The organism is Bradyrhizobium sp. ORS 375, assembly GCF_000239775.1.
In the GTDB taxonomy this organism is placed as follows: Bacteria; Pseudomonadota; Alphaproteobacteria; order Rhizobiales; family Xanthobacteraceae; genus Bradyrhizobium.
The window spans coordinates 1-20870 of sequence record NZ_CAFI01000345.1 but is presented as its reverse complement, the minus strand read 5'-3'; the positions used below and the strand labels follow the sequence as shown (position 1 = coordinate 20870).

Annotated in this window: 20 protein-coding genes, 1 pseudogene and 1 riboswitch; of the genes and pseudogenes, 5 read left to right on the top strand and 16 right to left on the bottom strand. The window is 65.6% G+C overall.

Features of this window, described 5'->3' with window-relative positions; genetic code table 11:
* Positions 1-197 precede the first annotated feature (197 nt).
* Positions 198-1268 (bottom strand): putative urea ABC transporter substrate-binding protein, encoded by a 1071-nt coding sequence (locus BRAO375_RS24855; RefSeq protein WP_009030210.1) that lies wholly within the window; start codon positions 1266-1268, stop codon positions 198-200.
* A gap of 76 nt (positions 1269-1344) precedes the next feature.
* A riboswitch (guanidine-I (ykkC/yxkD leader) is annotated at positions 1345-1446 on the bottom strand.
* A 116-nt stretch (positions 1447-1562) separates the two neighbouring features.
* Here BRAO375_RS24855 and BRAO375_RS24850 point away from each other — a divergent pair.
* Positions 1563-2024 (top strand): hypothetical protein, encoded by a 462-nt coding sequence (locus BRAO375_RS24850; protein WP_244423280.1) that lies wholly within the window; start codon positions 1563-1565, stop codon positions 2022-2024.
* A 380-nt stretch (positions 2025-2404) separates the two neighbouring features.
* Here BRAO375_RS24850 and BRAO375_RS24840 read toward each other — a convergent pair whose 3' ends face one another.
* From BRAO375_RS24840 to BRAO375_RS24820, 5 genes are all read right to left on the bottom strand, one after another.
* Positions 2405-3109 carry an ABC transporter ATP-binding protein gene (locus BRAO375_RS24840; protein WP_009030208.1) on the bottom strand — a complete coding sequence of 235 codons (705 nt, stop codon included), beginning with the start codon at positions 3107-3109 and terminating at the stop codon, positions 2405-2407.
* 16 nt (positions 3110-3125) lie between these two features.
* Entirely contained in the window at positions 3126-3896 is a 771-nt protein-coding gene (locus BRAO375_RS24835; RefSeq protein WP_009030207.1) for an ABC transporter ATP-binding protein, read from the bottom strand.
* Entirely contained in the window at positions 3889-4836 is a 948-nt protein-coding gene (locus tag BRAO375_RS24830) for a branched-chain amino acid ABC transporter permease (RefSeq protein WP_009030206.1), read from the bottom strand. The genes BRAO375_RS24835 and BRAO375_RS24830 overlap by 8 nt, the downstream gene beginning before the upstream one ends.
* Positions 4833-5750 carry a branched-chain amino acid ABC transporter permease gene (locus tag BRAO375_RS24825; RefSeq protein ID WP_009030205.1) on the bottom strand — a complete coding sequence of 306 codons (918 nt, stop codon included), beginning with the start codon at positions 5748-5750 and terminating at the stop codon, positions 4833-4835. The genes BRAO375_RS24830 and BRAO375_RS24825 overlap by 4 nt, the downstream gene beginning before the upstream one ends.
* Positions 5751-5894: 144 nt before the next feature.
* Positions 5895-7067 carry an ABC transporter substrate-binding protein gene (locus BRAO375_RS24820; protein ID WP_009030204.1) on the bottom strand — a complete coding sequence of 391 codons (1173 nt, stop codon included), beginning with the start codon at positions 7065-7067 and terminating at the stop codon, positions 5895-5897.
* Between the two features lie 362 nt (positions 7068-7429).
* Between BRAO375_RS24820 and BRAO375_RS24815 the strand changes: the two genes are divergently transcribed.
* Positions 7430-7669 carry a hypothetical protein gene (locus BRAO375_RS24815; protein ID WP_009030203.1) on the top strand — a complete coding sequence of 80 codons (240 nt, stop codon included), beginning with the start codon at positions 7430-7432 and terminating at the stop codon, positions 7667-7669.
* Positions 7670-7739: 70 nt separating this feature from the next.
* Here BRAO375_RS24815 and BRAO375_RS24810 read toward each other — a convergent pair whose 3' ends face one another.
* Genes BRAO375_RS24810 through BRAO375_RS24800 form a run of 3 tightly spaced genes read right to left on the bottom strand, consistent with a single transcriptional unit; the run spans position 7740 to position 10568 of the window.
* Positions 7740-8960, bottom strand: a complete 1221-nt coding sequence (locus tag BRAO375_RS24810; protein WP_009030202.1) for an ABC transporter substrate-binding protein — start codon at positions 8958-8960, stop codon at positions 7740-7742.
* 45 nt (positions 8961-9005) lie between these two features.
* Positions 9006-9329, bottom strand: coding sequence for a 2Fe-2S iron-sulfur cluster-binding protein (locus tag BRAO375_RS24805; RefSeq protein WP_009030201.1), 324 nt, complete (start codon positions 9327-9329; stop codon positions 9006-9008).
* 21 nt (positions 9330-9350) lie between these two features.
* Positions 9351-10568: a cytochrome P450 gene (locus tag BRAO375_RS24800; protein WP_009030200.1), complete on the bottom strand. Its 1218-nt coding sequence runs from the start codon at positions 10566-10568 to the stop codon at positions 9351-9353.
* A 77-nt stretch (positions 10569-10645) separates the two neighbouring features.
* On the opposite strand from BRAO375_RS24800, the gene BRAO375_RS24795 reads away from it, so the two are divergent.
* The 3 genes from BRAO375_RS24795 to atzF all read left to right on the top strand — a co-directional run bounded on the left by BRAO375_RS24795 (position 10646) and on the right by atzF (position 14061).
* Entirely contained in the window at positions 10646-11149 is a 504-nt protein-coding gene (locus BRAO375_RS24795; RefSeq protein WP_009030199.1) for a MarR family winged helix-turn-helix transcriptional regulator, read from the top strand.
* A gap of 348 nt (positions 11150-11497) precedes the next feature.
* Positions 11498-12037: a DUF805 domain-containing protein gene (locus BRAO375_RS24790; protein WP_009030198.1), complete on the top strand. Its 540-nt coding sequence runs from the start codon at positions 11498-11500 to the stop codon at positions 12035-12037.
* 233 nt (positions 12038-12270) lie between these two features.
* Complete coding sequence (gene atzF, locus BRAO375_RS24785; RefSeq protein WP_009030197.1) at positions 12271-14061, top strand: allophanate hydrolase; 1791 nt, start codon at positions 12271-12273, stop codon at positions 14059-14061.
* A 115-nt stretch (positions 14062-14176) separates the two neighbouring features.
* Here the strand turns inward: atzF and BRAO375_RS24780 are convergent, their stop codons facing one another.
* The 7 genes and pseudogenes from BRAO375_RS24780 to BRAO375_RS24750 form a co-directional block, all read right to left on the bottom strand.
* Positions 14177-14908 (bottom strand): GntR family transcriptional regulator, encoded by a 732-nt coding sequence (locus BRAO375_RS24780; RefSeq protein ID WP_035641994.1) that lies wholly within the window; start codon positions 14906-14908, stop codon positions 14177-14179.
* 3 nt (positions 14909-14911) lie between these two features.
* The gene (hpxZ, locus tag BRAO375_RS24775; RefSeq protein WP_009030195.1) at positions 14912-15304 is read right to left on the bottom strand and encodes an oxalurate catabolism protein HpxZ; all 393 of its coding nucleotides are present in this window, start codon (positions 15302-15304) and stop codon (positions 14912-14914) included.
* Entirely contained in the window at positions 15285-16685 is a 1401-nt protein-coding gene (locus tag BRAO375_RS24770) for an AtzE family amidohydrolase (RefSeq protein WP_035641992.1), read from the bottom strand. The genes hpxZ and BRAO375_RS24770 overlap by 20 nt, the downstream gene beginning before the upstream one ends.
* Before the next feature lie 10 nt (positions 16686-16695).
* Complete coding sequence (locus tag BRAO375_RS24765; protein WP_009030193.1) at positions 16696-16887, bottom strand: DUF4089 domain-containing protein; 192 nt, start codon at positions 16885-16887, stop codon at positions 16696-16698.
* A 12-nt stretch (positions 16888-16899) separates the two neighbouring features.
* The gene (locus BRAO375_RS24760) at positions 16900-18708 is read right to left on the bottom strand and encodes a dipeptide ABC transporter ATP-binding protein (protein WP_009030192.1); all 1809 of its coding nucleotides are present in this window, start codon (positions 18706-18708) and stop codon (positions 16900-16902) included.
* Between the two features lie 138 nt (positions 18709-18846).
* Positions 18847-19743 (bottom strand): ABC transporter permease, encoded by an 897-nt coding sequence (locus BRAO375_RS24755; RefSeq protein WP_009030191.1) that lies wholly within the window; start codon positions 19741-19743, stop codon positions 18847-18849.
* Positions 19740-20753, bottom strand: a pseudogene (locus tag BRAO375_RS24750) (ABC transporter permease). Before BRAO375_RS24750 ends, BRAO375_RS24755 begins: the two are co-directional and overlap by 4 nt.
* Positions 20754-20870 lie beyond the last annotated feature (117 nt).

Sequence of the window (20870 nt, the reverse complement as noted above, 5' to 3'; positions counted from 1 at the left end):
ACAGCGCCGCGCCGATATTCGTCTCTCTCCATCAGCACTCTGGCCACGATCAACTTGCAGCACCGATCTCAACTACGCCTCGCGCGTAGCGCCGTCTCGAACCATGATGCTACGGCACAGGCCTCGCCCTTTGAGACGCCCGCCTGCGGCGGGCCCCTCAGGGTGAGGGGAGGGGCTGGCGGCTTGGCGGAAGATGATCAGAGCTTCCCGTCGGCCGCCATCTTCATGTAGGTCGGATCGAACCGCAGCTTCACGTTGGTCGTGGAGCCCAGCGCCTTCGACGGCGTGGAGATGCCGACCGCGTCCTTCGACTTGACGTTCTCGCCGAGCAGATTGTGGTCGAAGCAGAAGGTGCGGACGTGATCCATGATCTTCGGCAGCTCCGGCCCGGTCATGAAGGCGAGCGCGTCCTTGGGCTCGTAGTACATGAAGGTGGTCTTGAGCTGGGTCTCGAAGCCCGCGAGATCGGTGCCGGAGAGTTTTGCCATCGCCTCGCGCGCGGCCCTGCCCTTCTCGCTCTGGTCCTTCATCAGCGCGATGGTCTCGTACCAGATCCCGACAAGCGCCTTGCCGAGGTCGGGATTGTCCTTGAGGGTTTGAGTATTCACGACGAGAAGATCCTCGATCTCGCCGGGGATCTTGCTGGAGTCGAACACCAGCGTCGCGCCGGGCTCGGCCTTCACTTCCAGCAGTTGCGGATTCCAGGTGACGATCGCGGTCGTGTCCGGCGACTTGGCCGCGGCGACGATGTCGGCGTCGGACGTATTGACGGTCTTGATGTTCTTTTCCGAGAGCTTCGCCGTTTCGAGGCCGCGCGCCAGCAGATAATGCGACACGGAGAGTTCGACGAGGTTGACCTTCTGGCCCTTGATGTCGGCCATGGCCTTGCCCTTCTTGAGCACGACGCCGTCATTGCCGTTGGAATAGTCGCCCATGATGATGGCGGACGTATCGACGCCGCCGGCGGCGGGAATCGTCAGCGCGTCCATGTTGGTGACGGTCACGCCGTCGAACTTGCCGGCGGTGTACTGGTTGATCGATTCGACGTAGTCGTTGATCTGCGTGACCTTGATCGAGATGCCGTATCTGTCGGCCCACTTCTTGACGATCCCGGACTCGGCGGCATAGGGCCACGGCATCCAGCCGACATAGATCGTCCAGGCGATGTTGAATTCCTTCTTCTTCTCGGCGAAAGCAGGCGACAGCGATGCGGTCGCCAGCGTCGATGCCGCGAGCAGAGCGACAAACAGATTTCGTGCTTTTCCCATATCCAGTCCCTCAGAGGTTGTGTGACCTGCGGACTGGCAAAGACGAACCTCGAGCCTGCCAAGCGCGGCCACTGAGGTCTCCCGGGTTTTTATCCCGCCGTGCACCAGGGCTCTCCCCTGGCGGCTGCTCTCGGACCAGCATTCTCGATCGAGAACCGGAACCCTAGCTGCCAACTCTATGATCGAAATCAGCAAGCCGCGTGCCAGAGAAAAATGCTTGCGATTCAACGGAACCGATCGCAGCATATGCTCAAAAAGGCAGCATCACGAATTCATCTTGGGCGATGAGGATCGTTGGCGACGACGGCCATGCACCCGCTGCATGAGCCGGCATCGCGCGCGAACGACCTCATCAAGTCGGCACATCCGGTGCCGTGGTTGGGAGTCTCGATCATGATCAAGTTGTCCGGGATCGCAGTGGCAAGCCTGCTGACTGTGGGTCTGATGTCGGGAACGGCGCTTGCGCAAAGCGCGCCCGCCGCGGACGCACCAGCCGCAACTCCCTCGCCCGCACCGAACCCCTCTCCTGCGGAAGCAGCACCCGTCCCCGCCCCTGCGGCCACAAGCGACAAGCCGGCCGAGACCAAGCCTGCCGAAACGAAGACCGCCTCCGACGCGGCCGCGACCAAAAAGAAGAAACGGACGAAGACCACCCGGCAGGAGGTCGAAGACTCCCTGCGCAGCGGCAAGGTGCCCTCGCGGTATCGCAGCCGTGTGCCGAAGGAGTACCAGAAGTACATCCCGTTCGCTCGCTGAGCGCGGGCGCATTGATCGACGGCACCTCGATTGGCGGCGCCTAGATTGGCGGCGTCAGCTTGACGATGAATGCGACGATCAACATGAAAGCGAGACACAACGCGGTCTCGAGATCTGAATGCCCAGACCAGAAGCCGCGCAAGCTGGCAGCGGCTTTTTTCGGTGCTTCGAGTCGGAGATGAGGCACACGCATTTGCTCAACCTTTGGTAAAAGGCAGGACAAACCACTACTCTAAACGATAGTCTCCTCTGAGCTGCGCCTCAATGCGAAAAATCGGCGCATGTCAGCATCGCTGCCGAAATCTAGGCACCCGCGCGGCCCACCATCTTGATGTGAGTCAAAATGCGTCCATGGCGTCACGGCCGGCAGCGTGCGGCCGTCAGATCCCGAGATAGCGGTGCTGCAGCTCCGGCTCGCCCATCAACTGCTCCGAGGTTCCGTGCCACACGGTGCGGCCGCGCTCGATGATGTAGTGGCGGTCGCAGATGCGAGTGAGGTGCTCAACGTTCTTGTCGATCACCAGGATCGACTGCCCGCGCGATTTCAGCAGCGACAGGCAATTCCAGATCTCTTCGCGGATCAGCGGCGCGAGGCCTTCGGTCGCCTCGTCGAGGATGAGGAGCTTCGGATTGGTCATCAGCGCGCGGCCGATCGCCAGCATCTGCTGCTCGCCGCCGGAGAGCTGATTGCCCATGTTGCCGCCGCGTTCGGCCAACCGCGGAAACAGCGCGTGGATCTTGTCAAGCGTCCACGGATCGGACGCGCCGAGCCGGTTGGTCGAGGCCGCCACGAGATTTTCGGTGACGGTGAGGTTCGGGAAGATCTGCCGCCCCTCCGGCACCAAGCCGATGCCGAGCTGCGCGATCCTGTAGGACGGCAGCTTGCGCGTCTCCTGGCCGCTGAAGCGGATCAGGCCCGCGCGCGCCTGGGTCAGCCCCATGATCGAGCGGATGGTGGTGGTCTTGCCCATGCCGTTGCGGCCCATCAGCGAGACCATCTCACCGGGGCGGATTGCCAATGAAAGTCCAAACAGGACCTGGCTGAGGCCGTAGCAGGTCTCGATGCCATCGACCTCGAGCAGCATGCCGTTGTCTTTCCGATCAACCATGGCCGACCACCACGTGCTGATCGCCGAGATAGGCGCGCTTGACCTCCTCGTTCTGCCGGATCTCGTCCGGCTTGCCCGAGGCGATGATGCGGCCGTAAACCAGCACCGAGATGCGGTCGGCGAGCGCGAACACCGCTTCCATGTCGTGCTCGACCAGCACGATCGAGACCTCGTTGCGCAGCTCCGCGAGCAGCTTGACCATCCGCTGCGACTCGGTGACGCCGAGGCCGGCCATCGGCTCGTCGAGCAGCATGATTTGCGGCTTGGTCGCCAGCGCGACCGCGAGCTCCAGTTCGCGCTGCTCGCCATGGCTGAGCTTCGACACCAGCACGTCGGCGCGATGGCCGAGGCCGACACGCTCCAGCGCGGCGCGCGCGGCATCGCGCAGCGGCTTGTCCTTGCGCGCATTGGCGAAGAAGCGGAAAGAATGCCTGCCGTCGTGAGCTTGCGCCGCGAGCGCGACGTTGTCGGCGGCGGTGAAATCGGTCAGCAGCGAGGTGATCTGGAACGAGCGCGCCAGCCCGAGCGCGCTGCGCTTGTAGGCCGGGAAATGCGAGATGTCGCGGCCGCCGAGGAAGATGCGACCGGCATGCGGCGCGAGATGGCCGGTGAGCTGGCTGATCAAGGTGGTCTTGCCGGCGCCGTTCGGCCCGATAATGGCGTGGATCTCGCCCTTGGACACGTCGAGACAGACGTGGTCGGTGGCGATGATGCCGCCGAAGCGGCGGACGAGATTGTCGACGCGGAGCAGCGGTTCAGCCACGGTTCACCCTCCCGAGCATGCCCATGATGCCGCCGCGGCCGAACAGCACGATCAGCAGCAGCAGCGGCCCCATGATCAGCGCCCAATATTCGGTGAGCTGCGACAGAACCTCCTCCAGCACCAGGAACACCACGGAGCCGACCACCGGCCCCATCAGGGTGCCCATGCCGCCGAGGATCACCATCACCATGAGATCGCCGGAGCGGGTCCAGTACATCACGGCGGGGCTGACGAAATCGGTGTTGTTGGCGAGCAGCGCGCCCGACAGCCCGCACAGCATGCCGGCGATGACGAAGCAGGCGAGCTTGTAGCGCTTGGACGGGAAGCCGATCGCCTGCATGCGCTGCTCGTTGGAGCGCAGGCCCTGCAGCACCAGGCCGAAGCGCGAATTGACGATGCGCCAGACCAGCGCGACGACGGCGAGCAGGCAGGCCAAGCAGAGATAATAGAACTGTACGCGGTTGCCGAGATTGATCAGCCCGCCGAAATCGCTGCGCTTGTAGACGGTGAGGCCGTCGTCACCGCCGTAGCGCGCGAGGCCCGAGGCGACGTAATAGGCCATCTGCGCGAAGGCCAGCGTGATCATGATGAAATAGACGCCGCGGGTGCGTAAGGAGAGCGCGCCGATCACCAGCGCATAGAGCGCGGACACGGCTATCGCCACGGCGAACTGTGCCCAGCCCGAGCCGATGCCCTCCTGTGCCAGGATGCCGACAGCGTAGCCGCCGATGCCGAGATAGGCGGCATGGCCGAAGCTCATCATGCCGCCATAGCCCATCAGCAGATTGAGGCTCACGGCCGCAAGCGCGAGGATCACGATGCGGGTGAACAGCGTGAGGATGAAGATGTTGCCGGTCAGGTTCGAATAGACCGGCAGCAGCACGAGGCCGGCCACGACGAGCGCGGCCACGAGGCTTGAGACGTTCAGCTTTGATGTCATCTGCGGTTGGCCGGAAACAGACCTTCAGGCCGCGCCACCAGCACGATCGCCATCAGGAGATAGATCAGCATCGAGGACAGCGCTGGCGCCGCAGTGGACGCCGATGCCGAGTTCAGCACCTGGCGCAGCAGATTGGGCAGAAAGGCGCGCCCCATCGTGTCGATCAGGCCGATCATGATGGCAGCGATGAAGGCGCCGCGGATCGAGCCGATGCCGCCGATCACGATGACGACGAAGGCCAGGATCAGGATGTTCTCGCCCATGCCGATCTGCACGGTGAGGATCGGCGCCTGCATCAGCCCGGCGAGGCCGGCGAGCGCGGCGCCGAGGCCGAACACCAGCGTGTAGAGCAGCTTGATGTTGATGCCGAGCGCGCCGATCATCTCGCGGTTGGAAGCGCCGGCGCGGATCAGCATGCCGATCCGCGTGCGCATCACGCCGAGATAGAGCAGCAGCGCCACCAGCAACGCGACCACGATGATCGCAAGGCGATAGGCGGGATATTGGATGCCCGGCAGGATGGTGACCGGAAAGGCGAGCCAGGACGGCAGCGGCAGCGCGAGCCCCGCTGGGCCCCAGATCAGCCGGACGGCCTCGTTGAAGAACAGGATCAGGCCGAACGTCGCCAGCACATGGTCGAGATGGTCGCGCCCATAGAGATGGCGCAGTGCCATGAATTCGAGCACGACGCCGAGCAGAAGCGTGGCACCGAGCGCCATCACTGCACCGAGCACGAAGCTGCCGGTCCAGGCCACGAAGGTCGCCGCGAAATAGGCGCCCATCATGTAGAGCGAGCCGTGCGCAAGGTTGACGAGGTCCATGATGCCGAACACCAGCGTCAGGCCGGCGGCCAGCAGGAACAGCAGCAGTCCGAACTGCAGCCCGTTCAGGAATTGTTCGACGACGAGAAGCATGCCCCTCACTTCACGCTCAAAAAGACGGCGGCAGAACCGTTGTAGGCGCTGCCGCCATGTCCGTCCCGATCTTAGGCCGGAGATGTTTTAAGCTTCAAGCAAATTCCAGGCCGGACGAGGCCCGACCCGGACTTTTCTTTCCGGCTATTTCATCGGGCACTTGTCGTGGAAGCGGTCCTGGTCGTTCTCGACGATGGTCGCCACCGTCTTCAGCGAGAGCTGGCCGTCGGCGTCCTTGACCACGTCCTGGAGGTAGAAGCTCTGGATCGGAATGTGGTTGTTGCCGAACTTGAAGGCGCCGCGCAGCGACTTGAAGTTGGCCTTCTCCATCTCGGCCTTCATCGCGTCCTTCTTGGACGTGTCGCCCTTGACCGCGACCACAGCGCTGTTGATCAACTGCGCGGCGTCATAGGCCTGGGCGCCGTAATAGGTCGGGCGCAGGCCGGTGTACTTCTTGCGGTAATCTGCGACGAAGGTCTTGTTCTGCTCGTTCGGCAGGTCGTTGACCCATTCCTGGGCGCCGGGGACGCCGATCGCATTGTCCTTCTGCAGCGGCAGCGACAATTCGTCGACGGTGAAGGCCGTGTAGAGCGGCATCTTCTCCTTGAGGCCGGCCTGCGCGTATTGATTGAGGAACTGTACGCCGGCCGCGCCCGGATAGAACACGAAGATCGACTCGGCGCCGGAGGCGCGCGCCTTGGAGAGCTCGGCGGAGAAATCGAGCTGGCTCGGCCACACCGTATATTCCTCGCCGACGACCTGACCCTTGAAGGTGCTCTTGACGCCCGCCAGCATGTCCTTGCCGGCCGCATAATTCGGCCCGATCAGGAACACCGACTTGACGCCCTTCTGGTTCATGTAGAGGCCCATCGCCGCGGGTGTCTGGTCGTTCTGCCAGGAGGTCGAGAACACGTATGGCGAGCACAATTCGCCGGCGAGTTGCGACGGACCGGCATTGGCCGAGATCAGGAAGGTCTGGGAATCGACCGCTGTCTTCAGCGACGCCAACAGCACGTTCGACCAGATGTAGCCGACGATGAAATCGACCTTGTCGGACTGCACCAGCTTCTCGGTCTTCTGCTTGCCGACGTCGGGCTTCTGCTGGTCGTCCTCGTAGATCACCTCGACCGGCTTGCCGTCCATCTTGCGGCCAAGATGGTCGAGCGCGAGCTCGAACGAGTTGCGCATGTCGTTGCCGATCACGGCGGTCGGACCGCTGAAGGTCGACACGAAGCCGATCTTGATGGTGTCGCCGGCAAAGGCGGTGCTCGAGAACAAAAGCGCCGCGGCGCCTGCCAGCCAGAAGCTCGTTTTCATCGTCTTCCCTCCCCTCATTGCGTCGTTCTTATCGTTATCTCGCCACCGGCGCGCAGCACCGCCGGCCGGCGGCGGCGTTTCGCCGCAGCGCCGCGTCGCGCGGAGGATCGTCCGCACGGCTTCGATCCATGCACCATATTTCGCATAACTGGGGAATGGCAAGAACTATACTGCCGGTTAACCGCACCGTCCGCCGATCCCGGAAAGCGTTCGCGGCCAGGCCGTTGCCGGGCAAGTCGATCCGCCGGACGGACCGGACCGCCAATTCCCATCCCAGATCACCGCTCTTCATCTCCCTCAATGCAGTTCATCCGCACTTAACGGATGACCACGAAGCTGTTCGCGCATTTGAGGAGATTTTGATGTTCGTCACCGAGCAGGCCGCGCGTGAGAAGTGGTGCCCCTACGTGCGTATCGACAACAACAACCGGCTTTACAACAGCGTGACGGGCGGATTCCAGGGCAGCGACCGGCAGTACCACTGCATCGGCAACGACTGCATGGGCTGGCGACAGCTGCATCTGTCGCACCTGAAGGGCAGCGAGGATGGCGTGACCGCGCACGGCTATTGCGGCTATGCCGGCCGGCCCGAGAGGGACTGAGTCCCGGCCGCGCCACCGACCGCGACGGTACGCCGCGGCCGGACCACACGGCCAGGGATCACTTCACGCGTCACTTCAGCAAGGGGCAACCGCCATCCGCCATCGGGCGGAACGCCTGCTCAGCAGGGATCGTCGAGACGAGACGGTAGTAGTCGTAACGATATTTCGCCTCCTCCGGCTTCTTGACCTCGAACAGATACATCGGATGCACGACGCGGCCATCGGCGCGGATCGTGGTCTCGCCGAACAACTTGTCCTTGCCCTTCACGGTCTTCATCTGCGGCACGACGTCCTTGGCGTCATCGCTGCCGGTCGCCGCGACCGCGTTGAGATAGGCGAGCGTGGACGCATAGACGCCGGCCTGGTTGCCGCTCGGCATCTTGCCGTTCATGCCGGGGCGGGCGGCGAAGCGCTTGGCGAAGGCGCGGGTGTCGTCGTCCATGTCCCAGTAGAACGCTTCGAGCAGCTGCAGGCCCTGGGCCGCCTTCAGGCCCATGCCGTGAATGTCGTTGATGAACAGCAGGAAGGCCACCAGCGACTGGCCACCCTGCTGGATGCCGAACTCGGCGGCCTGCTTGACCGCGTTGATGGTGTCGCCGCCGGCATTGGCGAGCCCGATCACCTTGGCCTTCGAGCCCTGCGCCTGCAGCAGGAACGAGGCGAAGTCCGTCGTGCCGAGCGGATGCTTGGCCGAGCCGAGCACCTTGCCGCCGTGCTTCTCGATGTAGTTGGTGGCCTCCGCCTCGATGCCCTGGCCGAGCGCGTAGTTGACCGTGATGAAGTACCAGTCCTTGCCGCCGCGGCCCATCATGGCGGCCGCCGTGGTGTTGCCGGTCGCCCAGGCGTCATTGACCCATTGGATCGTATTCGGCGAGCAGGCCTTGCCGGTGAGATCGGAGCTCGCGGTCGACGAGGCGAGGAAGGTCATGCGACTGTTGCGCAGCAGCTCGTTGACTGTCAGGCCAACGGCGGAGTTCGGCACGTCGACGACGGCATCGACCTTCTCGACATCGAGCCATTTGCGCACGATCGCCGAACCGACATCGGCCTTGTTCTGGTGATCGGCATAGACGATCTCGACCTTGATGCCCTTGCCGCCGCCGTTGAAATCCTCCGCCGCCATGCGCGCGGCCTCGACCGAGCCCATGCCGTTGGTGTCCTGGAAGATGCCGGAGATGTCGTTGAGCACGCCGACGCGCACGACATTGTCGGAGATCTCGCCGGCGGACGCCGCTGTCGAGACGCCGAACGACGCAGCCAGCGCCAGCGCGCAGGCCTTGAGTTGCTTCATGATGTTCCTCCCCGTGTGTTGCTTGTTTTGATTGTTGTCGAAGCGTCAGCTCTGCCGATCGGGAATGCGCACCACCAGTCCCGCGAGCGCCGGCCTGACCTTGATCTGGCAGGACAGCCGGCTGTTCGGCAGCCGCTCGGCAGCGGTGCCGTCGAGCAGCGCGTCCTCGTCGTCGGAGACGGGATCGAGCTTCGCCGTCCAGGCCTCGTCGACGTAGACGTGACAGGTGGCGCAGACGGCATTGCCGCCGCATTCGGCGACGATGCCGTCGACGCCGTGGGTGAGCGCGGCCAGCATCAGGCTGTCGCCGTCGGCAGCCTCCACACTCTGGCTGCGGTTGTCCGAATGGATGAAGGTGATCGTGGTCATGGCTTGGCTCAGGCTCTTGGCTCAGGCTGGTGTGAAGGTGATCGGCAGGCTCTCGAGCCCGCGCAGCGTGTTGTTGTAGCGGCGCTTCGGCGTGCCGCTCATCGTAATGGTCCCGACCTTGCGCGCGAGCGCGGTCAGCACCGCCTCGCCCTCGAGCCGCGCCACGAGCTGGCCCACGCACATGTGGATGCCCGAGCCGAACCCGACATGGCCGGACACCTTGCGCGTGACGTCGTAGCTGTCCGGCTGCTCCCAGCGGCGGGGGTCGCGGTTGGCGGCACCTAAGAACATCAGCACCTTCTCGCCCTCGGGGATGACGACCCCGCCGAGCTCGACGTCAACAGTCGTGGTGCGGAAGAAGGTCTGCACCGGGCTCTCGAACCGCACCGCCTCCTCGAAGGCATTGCGCGCCAGCGACGGATCGGCGCGCAGCCGCGCCCATTGGTCGGGGAAGCGCGCGAGGCAATATACGGCCGCGCCGATGCCATAGACCGTGGTGTCGAGGCCGGCCGACAGCAGCGAACGCACCAGCAAGGGCGCCTCGGCCGACGTGATCTCGCCGCTGTCGCTGAAGGCATGGATACAGGCACCGAAGCCGCCGGGCGCCAGATTGTCGCGCTGACACTGCTCCGTGACATAGGCCTGGTGCGGCGCCGAGCGCTCGATCGCCTGCTGGCGCAGCTCGTTCGGCGGCCCGAACGCGTTGAACACCAGGCTGGCATAGGGAATCAGATGCTCGCGGCCCTCCGGCTGCAGCCCGAGCGCATCGGGAAACACCGACAGCGGATAGGCCTCGGCGAGGTCGGGGATGGCGTCGAACGATCCACGCGCCAGGAGTTCGTCTACCTTCGCATCTGCCGCGGCCATGAAACCATCGCGCAGCCGCTTCATCACCGCCGGCGACAGCACCTTGCTCAGCACCGCGCGGGTGCGCGTATGCGCCGGCGGATCGGCCTCCAGGATCAGGCTCGGCGGCCGCCACGGCTTCTCCTTGGCGAAGTCGCTCAAGCCCACGCCGCGGCTGGAGCAGAAGGTCAAGGGATCGTTGAACACGGCGTAGACCTCGGCATAGCGCGCGACGCCGTAGACGTTCCACTGGTCGAGATAGACGACCGGGCCCGCCTCGCGCATCTCCTGGTGCGCCGGATAGGGATCGTCGAAGAAGGCGTAGGAAAACGGATCGATGGCAAGGCGCGGGATGGCCGGCGCCACGGCGGCGGAAAGACCTGTTGGGTTCATGCTGACCTCCCGAAGTTTGGCCTTGTCATGCGGCTTTTCGTATCCGTATGAGTGGCGATGCAGGGACGCTGGGGATCATGAGCGAAACGAAGGGGACACCGCGCAAAGCTCAGCGCGAGCCTGAGGGGCCCGGCCTCACGCTCGACCTCGACCGCTATGTGCCGGCCTTCATCACCTTCATCGCCAACAAGCTGTCGAACAGCGCGACCGCGTTCTATCAGCGCAATTTCGGCGTCAACGTCACGGAATGGCGGATCATGTCGCTGCTGGCGATCGAGCCGGGCATTCCGGCCTCGCGGATCTGCAGCGTGATCGGCTTCGACAAGGGCCCGGTCAGCCGCACCTTGGCGCTGATGAAGAGCCGCGGCCTGATCGCGATCCGCAACGATCCGCAGGACGGCCGCAGCCACTCGATCTCGCTCACGGCGAAGGGCCGCGCGACCCATGACAAGGTCATCATCGCCGCGCTGGAGCGCGAGCAGAGGCTGCTCGCCTGCCTCGACAAGTCCGAGCAGGAAATGCTGATCACGCTGCTGCGCCGCATCCACGACAATCTCGACGCCGTCACCGGCGCGAGCTGATCTGCACGACCTCATGCGATCGCGCGACCGAGCCCTTCGGTCGGCGCATCCGTTGGCGCGCGCGCAAACGGCCGCGCCTGCTGCGAGCAGGCTGCGCATGGCGTTTCCATCCCCTGAGCGATGGCGCAGAAACAGTCCGCGCCCTCATTTCCGATGGCGATCGTTCCACGGATTAGTTGCTTTGGCAACGATAAAGTTGACGCGTGATTTAGCCGCGGCGCAAACGGCACGGGCCGCATGATCCGTCCAATTTTAATCAACCACGAAGCCGGGCAGCAATTTCGCCCTGATATGCAGGATCGAACGGTGCCCCGCAGCCGCGGCGCGCCTGCGGGAGCGAGACGGATGTTGGGGTTCATCTTCGGGTTCAACGCGCGCCTCGGCCGCCTGCAATACTTCCTGGCATCGCTGGCGCTCGGCGTCATCACGGTCATTCTGGCCGTCGCCGTCGCCTTCCTCGTTGCCACCACGGCCCCGCAGAAATCGGCGCTGGCCATCAGCGTGCCGATCATCGCGGTGATCGGCCTTGGCCTGCTGGCGAACCTGATGCTGCAGGCGATGCGCTTCCGCGATATCGGCTGGGACCCGGTGTGCGTGATTCCGGCCTGGTTCGCGGTCATGGCGCTGGACTACGTCATCGCCAGCCGGTTTCCGGAGTATGCGGCGACGGCGGCGCATTCCGGCACGTGGGTCGGCGCACTGATCAATCTCGGCCTGTGCATCGCACTGCTGTTCTTTCCGAGCAGCGCCGGGGACTCCCCGTCCTCAGGCGTGACCTTCAGCCCGACGCCGTCGCCCTCGCTCCGCAACAGCAGCCGGACGGGCTCCGCCACTGAAGCACGGCTTGCCCGCATCACTGGCGGTGACGCTGCGCGACGCGGGTGGTAGGCACTCGAGGCTCGATCGCCTATCTTTTAGGCACACACTGACGCCAGACGGGCGCGCCGCCTGTCGATGCCCCGCCCAAGCCTCTGACATCAAAGATTTATCCCCGCGGCCGCGGCGTCGGAGCCGTGTACACAATGGCATGTGCCTTGCTACATCAGCGGCACAGGCGGCGAAGCGGAGCACATCGACATGGCAACCCAGACAGTGGCCTCAGGACAGATCCGGGGTGCCGCGTGACCGAGACCGTCGCCGAGATCGTCGCGGCCCACCGCGCTGGCCATCAATCTCCCGAGGACACGGTCGCGCGCTGCTATCAGCGGATCCGCGCCCATGGCGACCCGGCCATCTTCATCAGCCTGCGCGGCCAGGCGGATGCGCTGGGCGAGGCCAAAAGTCTTAAGGAGAAGGACGCCGCAGCGCTGCCGCTCTACGGCGTGCCTGTCGCGATCAAGGACAACATCGACGTCGCCGGCCTGCCGACAACGGCCGCCTGCCCGGCCTTCGCCTACACGCCGGCGCGGGATTCGACCGCGGTGGCGCGGCTGCGCGCCGCCGGCGCCATCATCATCGGCAAGACCAATCTCGACCAGTTCGCGACCGGCCTCGTCGGCGTGCGCTCGCCCTATGGCATTCCGAAAAACCCGGTGCGTGGCGACCTGGTGCCGGGCGGCTCGAGCTCCGGCTCGGCGGTTGCGGTGTCGGCGGGTCTGGTTCCGCTCTCGCTTGGAACGGACACCGCGGGCTCCGGCCGCGTGCCGGCGATGCTCAACAACATCGTCGGGCTGAAGCCAAGCCTCGGCATGATCTCGACCACAGGCCTGGTGCCGGCCTGCCGGACGCTCGACTGCATCTCGGTGTTCTCGCTGACCGTCGACGACGCCGTTACGGCGCTGTCGGTGATGGCGGCGCCCGATCCGCTCGATCCGTTCTCGCGCGACCGGCCGCTCGCGACCCTCACGTCGTTCCCGAACGGCGTGAAGCTCGGCATTCCCCGCCCCGGGCAGCTGATCTTCTTCGGCGACAAGGCCGCGGAAGCGGCCTACAGCGCGGCCGCCGCGCGCTTCGTCAAGCTCGGCGCCGAGCTCGTCGAGTTTGACCTGGAGCCGTTCTACGAGACGGCGCGTCTGCTCTACGAAGGCCCCTGGGTCGCCGAGCGCTATCTCGTCATCCGCGATCTGCTCGCGTCGGATCCAGATGCGATCCATCCGGTGACGCGCGAGATCACCATCGGCGGTGCGCGCGGCAGCGCGGCCGACGCGTTTGCGGCGCTGTATCGCCTGCAGGCGCTGCGGAAGGTGGCCGAACGCACCTTCGCCGACATCGATGCGATGCTGCTGCCGACGGCACCCACCGCCTACACGACGGCAGACGTGCTCGCCGATCCGATCCTGCTCAACAGCCGGCTCGGCACCTACACCAATTTCGTCAACCTGCTCGACATGTGCGGACTGGCCGTGCCCGCCGCGATGCGCAGCGACGGCATTCCGTTCGGCATCACGCTGCTGGCGCCCGCCGGGCGCGACGCCGCGCTCGCGAGCCTCGGCCGCGTCTTCCATGCGGACACCGCGCTGCCGGTCGGAGCGAACTCGATTCCGCAACCGCCGCTCGCGCCGGTGCCGTCCTCGCGGCACGGCGACGAGATCGCCATCGTGGTCGTCGGCGCGCATCTTTCCGGCATGGCGCTGAATCACGAGCTGACCAGCCTTGGCGGCCGCTTGCTGGAGGCGACGTCGACCGCGCCGGACTACAAGCTCTATGCGCTGTCGACCACGCCGCCCAAGCCCGGCATGCTGCGGATCGACGCCGGCAAGGGTGTCGCGATGGCGGTCGAACTCTGGGCGCTGTCGGCGGCCAGCTTCGGGAAGTTCGTCAACCTGATTCCGCCGCCGCTGTCGATCGGCACGATCAGGCTGGCCGATGGCCGCAGCGCCAAAGGCTTCCTCGTCGAGCCCGCCGCACTCGATGGCGCGCGCGACATCTCGGAGTTCGGCGGCTGGCGCGCCTATATGGCGCGAAAGAACTGACAATCTTCGTCACTGCGAGCGCAGCGAAGCAATCCAGGACCGCGGTCGGGATTCTGGATTGCTTCGCTGCGCCCGCAATGACGGAAACCGGATGAGTTGGCGGCGTTCAACCCACCTACACCGACACCGCGTAGATCTCATACTCACCGCGCACCAGCTCGATATGAGCCTTCATCGCGCCCGCGGCACCCGCCTTGTCGCCGCGCATGATCGCGACGACGACGCGGTCGTGCTCGGCATGCGACTTGGCGAGGCGGCCCAGATTGCGAAATTGGGCACGGCGGAACGGCTGCACCCGCACCCGCGTCGCCAGGGTGATCTCGGCGATATAGGCGTTGTGCGCACCGGCATAGATCGCGTTGTGGAAGCGCTCGTTGACCTCGTGAAAGCGCTCCGGATTGCCGGCGTGGCTGAGATTGCGCAGCTCCTCGTGAATGGCCTCCAGCCGCTGCCGCTCGACCGGCGTCATGCGTTGCGCGGCAAGCCCCGCGCACAGGCCTTCGAGCTCGGCCATGGCCTCGAACATGCCGGTGAGCCGGTCGACCGAGGGACGCGCCACGACGGCGCCGCGATGCGCACGCGCCTCGATCAGGCCGGAGGCTGCGAGCTGGCGCAGCGCCTCCCGCACCGGCGTGCGCGACACGCTGAAGCGCCTGGCAATCTCGGTCTCGTCGAGCGGCGCACCCGGCGCCAGCGTGCCGCGGACGATGTCGTCGGCGAGTTGCAGGCGCAACTCCTCGGCGCGCGTGATCTTAGCGACGGCCGGCGGTGCACGATCGGTGCGTGGCACATCGGACTCGCGCGTGAGCCGCTGACGTGTTCGCGGTGGAAGATCGTCCAGGCTCATGCCTCAGCCGCCCTTTGCTTCGTCGATGACGCTGACATGGGCGGCGACGATTCTCCACCCCTCCGGAAACCGGATCCAGGTCTGCATCTGGCGGCCGACCTTGCCGGGCGCGCTGTCGCGATAGAACAACGTCGAGGCGACCGCGGTGTCGCGGCCGTAGGTGGTGATCACGGTGCGCGCGGTGCGGCGCATCAATCCGGCCGGCGAGCGCGCGGCGCGAAACGCGGAGATCTCGCCATAGCCGTAGAGGTTCTCGCCGATGCCGTAGCGCAGTGTGCGGGAGTCCGGCTTGAACAGCTCGTCGAGCACGGCGACGTCGTTGCTGATCAGCGCCTGTTCATAGCGCTGGAACTGCGCGGCGACCTCCGCGACGACGTCAGGCAGATCGACTTCCATTCTCCAGAACTCCTCTCGGGGCCGGCGCAGCGGCGACGCCTAGCTGTTGCAAGGCATGGGCCACACGCAATGCGACGTGTTCGCACCACGGCGCGGCGATGATCTGCACACCGATCGGCATCGGCTCCAACGGGATCGGCACCGCGACGACGGGAAGTCCGATGAAAGAGATCGGCTGGGTATGAATGCCGATATTGGCGCGCACCGGCAGCTCGACGCCATCGAGCACGAAGGTCGCCTGTCCGATCTTCGGCGCAATGCACGGCGTCGCCGGCGCGATCAGCACGTCGACCGACTTGAACAGCTCCAGCACCTGCGCGCGGTACCAGCGGCGGAATTTCTGCGCGCGGTCGACCATCGGCGCCGGAATCATCGCGCCGGCGATGAGGCGATCGCGCACGGCCGGATCGAAATCGCCCGGCCGCGTGCGCAGCCGATCGAGATGCAGCGAGGCGCCCTCGGTGGTGCTGATGACATAGGCCGCAGCGCGGGCACGCGCGGCTTCAGGCACCTCGATGACCTCGGTCACCTTCAGCGCCGCGGCCACACGGCTCACGGCTTCCGCAGCTTCAGGAAATAGGTTTTTCTGGAAGTGACCGCCGGCCAAGGCGATGCGCAGGCCCTCAAGCCCTTGCGACAGCAGACCCGAGACCGGCTGCGGCGCGCGCGCCGTGCACGCGGCATCATCCGGGTCAGGCCCCTGCATCACATCGTAGGCGAGCGCGAGATCCTCGACCGAACGCGCGAACGGACCGAGATGATCCAGGCTCATCACAAACGGAAACGAGCGCGCGCGCGACAGCCGGCCATAGGTCGGCTTGAGGCCGAAGATGCCGCAGAACGACGAGGGCACGCGGATCGAGCCATTGGTGTCCGAGCCGAGCGCGATCGGCACCAGCCCGCCGCCGACGGCGCTGCCCGAGCCGCCCGACGAGCCGCCGCTCATCCGCGTGGGATCATGCGGATTGCGCGAGGGACCGTCATGCACGTTCTCGCCGGTGAAGTCGTAGGCGTATTCGCCCATGTTGAGCGCGCCGACCAGGACGGCGCCGGCGGCTTCCATCCGCTCGATCAGCGCCGCGTCGCGCATTGCCGCCGGACGATCACGATTGATCCTGGAGCCGGCGCGGGTCGGCAGCCCCTGGACATCGAACAGATTCTTCACTGCGAACGGCACGCCGGCGAGCGGCCCCACCGGCTTGCCGGCCGCGATATCGGCATCCACGGCGCGCGCCTTCGCTCGCGCCCGCTGGGCGGTGGTGTCGGTAAAGGAGTTGAGCACGCCATCGCGGGCCGCGATGCGCGCCAGCGCGGCGTCGGTGGCTTCGACGGCGGTGAGCTTGCGGGTGGCGACCGCGGCGGCGATGGCGCTTGCGGTCATCTCGGAGGAATTAAGCGGTGAAGACACTGGCAGGCTCGGCTTCGTCGGCAAGAGAGAATTCGTCGACCAGCTTCGCCATCTTCAGCGAAACCTCGAGATTGGCACGGATGGCCGGGCGCCAGGCGTCCTCGATCGGCAGGCTCAATACGCGCCCGACGGCGTCAATATAGTCATCCCAGGACTCATCCGATGGCTCGGCCATGCAGCTCTCCCCTCATTGCGCCGGCAGCGGCGGGTGCGGAATCGCGGTCAGCAGCTCACGCGTATAGGCATCCTGCGGATCACCTAGCACACGTTCGGACGTGCCTTGCTCGACGATTCGGCCCGATCGCATCACGATCACACGATCGCACAACAGTCGCACCACGTTCAAATCATGCGAGACGAACAGATAGCTCATGCCTAACTGCTGCTTGAGATCCTGCAGCAGATTGAGGACGACGGCCTGCACGGAGACGTCGAGCGCCGCGGTCGGCTCGTCAAGGATGACGAGCTTCGGGTGCAATGCGATCGCACGCGCGATGCCGACGCGGGCCTTCTGGCCGCCCGACAATTGGTGCGGAAAACGGTCGAGCAGGTTCAGCGGCAGCCCGACCATCGTCGCGAGCTCCTCGCAGCGCGCGCGCAGGGCTTCGCGGCCCTTGGTTTCGCCGAGTTGCAGGATCGGATCGGCGATGGCGCGCGCCGCGGTAAAGCGCGGATTGAGGCTGTCGGTCGGATCCTGGAACACCATCTGGATGCGGCTGCGCTGCGGCAGCCGCGCAAAGGCCTGCGGCAGGATGTTGCCGATCTCCTCGCCATCGAAGCTGATGCGGCCGGAGGTCTGGTCGAGCAGCCGCATCACCATCATCGACGTGGTCGACTTGCCGCAGCCGGATTCGCCGACGAGGCCGACGCTCTCGCCGTGGCCGACGGTGAAGCTGATGCCGTCGACGGCACGAAACACCTCGGGCTCGATGGCCGGCTTGCGGCCGAACAGCTTCGACAGGGTCGCGGAGGCTCCCTGGCGGGGATACTCCTTGACCAGCTTGTCGACGAGAAGGAGCGGCTTGGCGCTGCTCGTGCTCCGCTCGCTCTCCCCGCCCCGCTCGTCACCCCCGGGCTTGACCCGGGGGTCCATCTTCTCGAGCGACTCTTGCGAAGAGGGATGGATCGCCGGGTCAAGCCCGGCGATGACGGGCTGTGGTTTTGGCGACGCCTCCTCCTCCGGCAGAAGATCGCGTAGCGAAACCCCGAGCCGCGGCGTCGCGCGCATCAGCTTGCGGGTGTAGGGATGCTGCGGGTTGGCGAAGATGTCGGCCGCCTTGGCGGTCTCGACCACCCGGCCCTTCTCCATGACGACGACGCGATCACAATAGGCGGCGGCGAGACCGAGATCATGCGTGATCAGGATCGTCGACATGCCCCGGCTCCTGGTCAGCTCCACCACCAGATCCATCACCGCCTTCTGCGTGGTGACGTCTAGGCCGGTCGTCGGCTCGTCGGCGATCAGAAGCTGCGGATTGCAGGCCAGCGCCAACGCGATGACCACGCGCTGGCACATGCCGCCAGACAATTCGAACGGATAGGCGTGATAGCGCTCGCGCGGACGGGCGATCTTGACCTGCTCGAGCGCGGCGATCGCCTTCTCCGCGCGATCGCTGGCCGCCACCTGGGCGTGCTGCTTCAGCACGTCCTCGATCTGCTGGCCCACCTTCCTGATCGGATTGAGCGCCGCGCGCGGATTCTGGAAGATCATCGAGATCTCGCGCCCGCGCAGGTCGCGCATCGCGCTTTCCTCGGCGGCCTTGACGTCGACGCCGGAGAACATCACCGAACCTTCGGCGATCCGCCCGGCGCGATCGAGGATGCGCATCACGGCATAGGACGTCACCGACTTGCCCGAGCCGGATTCGCCGACGATCGCCAGGGTCTCGCCCTTGGCGACGGAGATGTCGACATGCTGCACCGCCTTGACGATGCCGCGGCGGGTGGAGAATTCGACCGTGAGGTCGCGAACGTCGAGCAGCGGCTGGGCGGTCATGATGCTCTCCAGACTCTCGGACCGTCATGCGCGGACTTGATCCGCGCATCCATCCCAACCAATAATTTCGTCTTCAGTTGATGGATTGCCGGGTCAAGCCCGGCAATGACGGAGTTTTGGTGTGGCCCGCTCATCGCCTCACGTCCTGCGCTGCGGATCGACGATGTCGCGCAGGCCGTCGCCGAGCAGGTTGAAGCAGAACACGGCGATCATCAGCGCGAGGCCGGGAAACAGCGCGATCCACCATTCGCCCGACACCATGAAGGACGCGCCCTCGGCGACCATGATGCCCCACTCCGCCGTCGGCGGCCGCACGCCGAGGCCGATGAAGGACAGACCGGCGGCGTTGAGAATAGCGTAGCCCATGGTCAGCGACATCTGCACGATCATGATCGGCATGATGTTGGGCAGGATATGGCCGAGCAGGATGCGCAGCTCCCTGTTGCCCGACAACCGCGCCGCCTGCACGAAGCCGGCATTGCGGCGGACATTGGCTTCCGCGCGGGCGACGCGGGCATAGAGCGGAAAATTCACGATCGCGGTGGCGATGATGATGTTCTGCACGGTGTTGCCGAGCGCGGCGACGATGCCCATCGCCAGCACGAACAGCGGAAACGCCATGATGGTATCGGCGACGCGGCCGACGATGCGGTCGGTCCAGCCGCCGAAAAAGCCGGCGGCGACGCCGGCGAGGCCACCCATGAAGAACACCAGCGCGACCGAGGCGACCGCGATGAAGGTGTCGAGCCGGGTCGCGACCACGACGCGGCTGAAGATGTCGCGGCCGAGCTGATCGGTGCCGAACCAATGCGCCGCCGACGGCGGCTTCAGCGCGGCGGCCGTGTCGCTGGCCAGCGGATCATACGGCACGATCCATGGCCCGAAGATCGCGGCGAACAGGATGACCACCAGCAGCCCGAAGGCGAAGCCCGTGACCTTGTTCTCGGCGAGCACATAGCGCGTGTGCCCGATCAGGGCCATGAGGCCGGACGTGCTGTTGGCGGCAGGTTCGAGGGTCGGCGCGACAGTGCTCATCCTTCCAGCCTCACACGGGGATCGATGACGCCATAGAGAATGTCGATGACGAGGTTGAGAACGACGTACATCACGGCCATCGTCAGCACGACCCCCTGCACCGGCGCGAAATCGGAGGCGATCAGCGCCTCGACCGCGTAGGAGCCGATGCCCGGCCAGGCGAACACCTTCTCGACCAGAACATTGGCGCCGAGCAGGAAGGAGAACACCATCGACAGCGTGGTGATGACCGGCAGCATCGCGTTGCGGAATGCGTAGGTGACGGTGACCGTCGAGGGCGACAGGCCCGAGGCGCGCGCGGTGCGCACGAACTCCGACGACAGCACCGACAGCATCGAGGCCCGGGTCATGCGCGCGATCGGCGCCAGCGAGAAGATCGCCAAGGTCGCGGCCGGCAGAATCAGTTGGCTCAGCGCCGAGCGGAACGCCTCGCCATCGCGCGCGATCAGCGTATCGATCAGATAAAAGCCGGTCACGGCATTCGGCGCGCTGTAGAAGACGTCGAGCCGGCCGAGCGGCGCCGGCGATCAGCCGAGCCGGAAGTAGAACACGTAGACCAGCACCAGCCCGGTGAAGAACACTGGCAGCGACACACCCGCTGTCGTGACGACGCGGCAAGTGTGATCGATCCACGACCCCGGCCGCGTCGCGGCGAGCACCCCGAGCGGCAGCGCGATCGCAACCGAGACCAGGAGGCCGAGCAGCGTCAGCTCGGCAGAGGCCGGCAGGCGGTTGCGGATTTCGGTCGCGACCGGCTGCCCAGTGGTCAGCGAGCTGCCGAGATCGCCATGCGCGAGATCGATCGTATAGCGGAAGAACTGCTCGACCAGCGGCTTGTCGAAACCGAGCTTCCTGCGGATCTGCTCGACGGCTTCCTTGGTCGCGGCGGGGCCGGCAAAATACGCGGCGGGATCACCGGGCAGCGCGCGCGTGAGCAGGAAGGTGACGATCACGACGCCGATCAGCGAGGGAATCGCGAAGGCGAGGCGTTTGGCGATGAGGCTCAGCATGGAAGAGGCCTCGCAAGTGCGAGGCGAGATTTCTCAGCACGGCGCAGTGCGCTCCCTCCCCCCTTGTGGGGGAGGGCTGGGGAGAGGGGTAAGCCGCAACGACGGTGGGTGTGGCTA